The organism is Protofrankia sp. CiP1_Cm_nod2 (assembly GCF_920664355.1).
Classification (GTDB): domain Bacteria; phylum Actinomycetota; class Actinomycetes; order Frankiales; family Frankiaceae; genus Protofrankia.
The window spans coordinates 1-4,528 of the sequence record NZ_CAKKTL010000251.1; the positions used below are offsets into that span (position 1 = coordinate 1).

General features: G+C 73.2%; 3 protein-coding genes. All 3 read left to right on the plus strand.

Features of this window, described 5'->3' with window-relative positions; all coding sequences use genetic code 11:
- The first annotated feature begins 128 nt into the window (after positions 1-128).
- The 3 genes from NBW84_RS20720 to NBW84_RS20730 all read left to right on the plus strand — a co-directional run bounded on the left by NBW84_RS20720 (position 129) and on the right by NBW84_RS20730 (position 4,258).
- On the plus strand, positions 129-1,418 hold the full coding sequence (locus tag NBW84_RS20720; protein ID WP_250286569.1) for a zinc-binding dehydrogenase: 1,290 nt from the start codon (positions 129-131) through the stop codon (positions 1,416-1,418).
- A gap of 159 nt (positions 1,419-1,577) precedes the next feature.
- Positions 1,578-3,137, plus strand: coding sequence for a lactate racemase domain-containing protein (locus NBW84_RS20725; RefSeq protein WP_445548380.1), 1,560 nt, complete (start codon positions 1,578-1,580; stop codon positions 3,135-3,137).
- A complete protein-coding gene (locus NBW84_RS20730) occupies positions 3,134-4,258 on the plus strand; it encodes a lysophospholipid acyltransferase family protein (protein ID WP_250286573.1) in 1,125 nt (374 codons plus the stop codon). The genes NBW84_RS20725 and NBW84_RS20730 overlap by 4 nt, the downstream gene beginning before the upstream one ends.
- Positions 4,259-4,528: the final 270 nt, after the last annotated feature.

Below are 4,528 nucleotides of genomic sequence, written 5' to 3' on the forward strand. Positions count from 1 at the left end.
CGCCGGGCCCATGCCGTGGCCGCGCGGGTGCGGGCCTGGCGGGCCGGCGCCGGCGCCGGTGGCGGGCTGGCGGGACGTTCGGGCGCCGGGGCGGACCGTGTCGTCACCGTCGACCCGGGGGGCCGGCGGTGAGCCGCGCGCTGGAGCTCTACCGCTCGCTGCCGCGTTACCTGACGACCCGGACGGTGTCGGGCCGGCTGCCGTCCCTGGCCGGTGCGGCGGCGACGACCACGGCGCCGCTGCGGCTGCGGGACCGGCCGGCGCCGTCGCGTCCCGGGCCGGACTGGGTGACGATCCGGCCGCGGCTGTCGGGGATCTGCGGGTCGGATCTGGCCACCGTCACCGGGCGGTCGTCGTTCTACTTCGCCTCCCTGGTGTCGATGCCGTTCGTGCCCGGGCACGAGATCGTGGCCGACACACAGACGGATATTACTTTGAGTGATGGGACGGAGCTGCCGGCGGGTTCCCGGGTGGTCGTCGACCCGGTGCTCGGCTGTGCCGCCCGGGGGCTGCCCGCGTGCGCCGGCTGCGCCGCCGGGCACACCAGCCGCTGTGACCGGGTGACCTCCGGGCATGTCTCCCCCGGCCTGCAGACCGGTTTCTGCGCGGACACCGGCGGCGGGTGGAGCGGGGCGCTGGTCGCGCACCGCTCGCAGCTGTACCCGGTGCCGGCGGGCCTGCCGGACGAGCGGGCGGTGCTGGTCGAGCCGCTGGCCTGCGCCGTGCACACCGCGTTGCGGGCCGCGCCCGCCGACGGCGACCGGGTGCTGGTCATCGGTGCGGGCGCGGTGGGGCTGTTCACCCTGCTGGCGCTGCGCGCCTTCACTCCGGCCGGCACGGTGACCGTGGTCGCCAAGCACCGCCGGCAGGTGGAGCTGGCCCGGCTCTTCGGCGCGGACGAGGTGCTGCCGCCGGCGTCCGCCGTCGGCGGGGTGCGCCGGGGCACCCGGGCGCTGCGGCTCGACCCGGAGGTCGGCCCGCCCTACCTGCTCGGCGGGGTGGACGTGGCGATCGACTGCGCGGGCAGCGCGTCGTCGCTGTCCACGGCGCTGCGCACCACCCGGGCGGGCGGGCGGGTGGTGCTGTCGGGAGTGCCCACCGGCTCGGTGGACCTGACCCCGCTGTGGTTCCGCGAGCTGGAGCTGGTCGGCGCCTACGCCTCGTCCGCCGGCGCGGCCGTACGGCCGGCCGCTCGTCCGGACGGCCGTCCGGACGGCCAGGTGAACGGGCAGGTGAGCGGGCAGCCCCGTCAGCGGGCGGACTTCGACCGGGCCCTCGAGCTCGCCGCGTCCGCGCCGCTGGACGGGATCGTGTCGGCCACCTATCCGCTGGACCGCTGGCGGGACGCGCTGGACCATGCGCTGTCCGCCGGCCGGCTGGGAGCGGTCAAGGTTGCCTTCGACCTGATGACGCCGTGACGGGACACGGAACGTGACAGGGCGTAGAAGAGGCGGACGGGGCCTGTTCGCAGGCACTATGGCGTCTGCTGAGACGCTTATTTCAGGACGCCGACGACAACCCAGTGTCGTTCGGCTGAAACCGCGCGTAAGGGGATCGCACAGGTGAGACCGGGGTTCGTGCTCGAAGTCGATGAGCGGACTCCTCCGCTGCTCGTCCACCAGGGTGAGGCGTTCGGGCTGGAACGCTTTCCGCTGGGTACCCGGGTGGTCTACCCGCCGGAGTCGCTGCCGGCGCTGGCAGACGTCGACGCGGCGATCAGCCGGGCGTTGGCCGAGCCGGAGAACAGCGAGCCGCTGCGGGCGCTGCTGCGGCCGGGGATGCGGCTGACGATCGCCTTCGACGACCTGTCGATCCCGCTGCCGCCGATGCGCCGGCCCGACATCCGCCAGCGGGTGATCGAGCAGGTGCTGACGCTCGCGGCCGAGGCCGGGGTCGATGACGTGGTGCTCATCGTGGCGAACGCCCTGCACCGCCGGATGACCGCCGCCGAGATCGAGCGGGCCGTCGGGGAGCGGGTGTTCCGCTCGTTCTGGCCGGACAGCCTCTACAACCACGACGCCGAGGACAGGGACAACCTGCTGCACGTCGGCCTGACCGAGAACGGCGAGGACGTCGAGATCAACCGGCGGGCCGCCGAGTCGGACCTGCTGGTCTACGTCAACGTCAACCTGGTGGCGATGGACGGCGGGCACAAGTCGGTGCCGATCGGGCTGGCCTCCTACAACAGCCTGCGCCACCATCACAACAGCCACACGATGGTGCACTCGCGGTCGTTCATGGACCACACCCGGTCGGCCATGCACTCCTCGGCGTGGCGGATGGGCCGGCTGCTCGCCGACCACCTGAAGATCTTCACGGTGGAGACGACGGTGAACAACGCCGCGTTCCCGGCCCGATACGGATTCCTCACCAGACGGGAGTGGGAGTGGTCCGTGCGCGACCAGGCGATGGCGTTCGGGCTGTCGCGGGGGCTGGCCGCCATGCCGACGCGGCCCCGCCGCCGGATCTTCCAGGACCTGGTCGCGGACTACGGGGTGACCGGGGTGCACGCCGGTGAGACCGAGGCCGTGCACGCGAAGACGCTGGCCAACGTGCACCGCCAGCAGCTTGTCGAGGTCGACGGGCAGAGCGACGTCCTCGTCGTCGGCCTGCCGTATCTCGGGCCGTACAACGTCAATTCGGTGATGAACCCGATTCTCGCGATGTGCCTGGGCCTGGGGTACTTCTTCAACATGTACCGGGGCCGGCCGCTGGTGCGCCGCGGCGGCGCGATGATCCTCTACCATCCGGTGACGCCGGAGTTCTCCCAGCTGCACCATCCGTCGTATGTGGACTTCTTCGAGGAGGTGCTTGCCGAGTCCACCGACCCGGCGACGATCGAGGCGACCTTCGAGAAGCAGTACGCCACCGACCCCTGGTACACCCACCTGTACCGGACGTCCCACGCCTATCACGGTGTGCACCCGTTCTACATGTGGTACTGGGGTGCGCACGCCCTGGACCATCTCGGGGACGTGGTGTGGGTCGGCGGTGACCGGGCGGCCTGCGCGCGGATGGGTTTCCGGGCCGCGTCCACGCTGGCCGACGCGCTTGAGATGATCTCGTCCACGGTGGGGCGCAACCCGTCCCTGACCTACCTGCACTCCCCGCCGTACGCCATCGCGGACGTGCGGTGACGGCGCCGGGCGGCCGGCAGCGCCCGGCCGGGATCGGGCTGCGTGAGATGGCCCGCGGCTGGCGGTGGGCGTCGCGCCCACCGGTGCCCGCCTCGGCGCGGCCGTACCAGCCGGCGCCGCGGGGCCGGGAGTTCCCCACCGCGTGGGCGCGCACACCCGCGATGCGGGCGGCCCGGGTCGCCGCGCTGGAGCTCGGGATGCGCCCCATGCTGGACGCGAACCTGTCCCTGTCGGTGGCCGGGCTGGACGCGCTCGAGGGGCTGCGCACGCCCGCGGTCTTCGTGTCGAACCATTCCAGCCATCTGGACGCGCCGCTGCTGCTGTGCGCGCTGCCGCGGGACATCCGGGACCACACGGCGGTGGCCGCCGCCGCCGACTACTTCTTCGACAGCTGGTGGCGGGGCCTGGGCACGGCCTTCCTGTTCGCGACCGTGCCGATCGAACGCCGCGGCGGGGCGCCGTCGAGCGCACCCGCCGACCTGCTCGCCGCCGGCTGGAATCTGGTCATTTTTCCGGAGGGGACCAGGACGAAGGACGGCCAGCTCGCCCGGTTCCGGTTCGGCGCGGCGCATCTGGCGATCACCTGCGGGGTGCCGGTGGTACCGGTGGGTATCCGCGGCGGTTTCGCCGCGATGCCGCGGGGCCGGGCGTGGACGGTCCCGGGCCGGCCCGGGGTGTCGGTGCGGTTCGGTCGGCCGCTGTATCCCGCCGACAGCGACCTGCGTTCCTTCACCGGCCGTATCTTCGCCGAGGTGTCCCGGCTGATCGACGAGGACGCTACGTCCTGGTGGGACTCGCTGCGCGCGGCGCGGGAGCGCCCGGCGGTACCGGCCCGGGCCGCGCGGGCCGCCCGGAAGGCACACTGGCGGCAGGTCTGGGAGGCCACCGAGCCGGTGGGAACCGCCGGTGTGGTGTCGCCGTGGCAGGCCGCGGCGCGGCGCGGATCCGCCGGCGTGACGGGCCGCTCAGGCTCCCAGGGGCTGACGGCTGCGACGGGCGCGGCGCGGGAGGCGCAACGGGAGTCGCGGGAGCCTGACGGCAGCGGGGGTGCCGGCGGTACCGACGTGGGTGGCGCTGGTGCCGCGGGCGACGCAACCGGTACGTCCACCCCCGTCGGATGATCCGTTCGCAATTGTCCCATCGAATGTGAGAACGGTCACACGCTCCTGAAAATGTGGATAACGCTGTTCATGGCGCGGTGGGTATCCACCGCGCCGCTGGGGACCAGCTGTGGGTAACCGGGGGTCTGCCAGGCAGCCCTGATGTCAAGGGTTGATCCGGGGGGCCCCATGGCCGTTAGTGGATGCATGGACCTGCGCAACCGGCCCCGTCGCCCGCACCCGCAGCACCGCTGGCGGCGGGGTACCGACACCGTCGTCACCGGCGTCCCC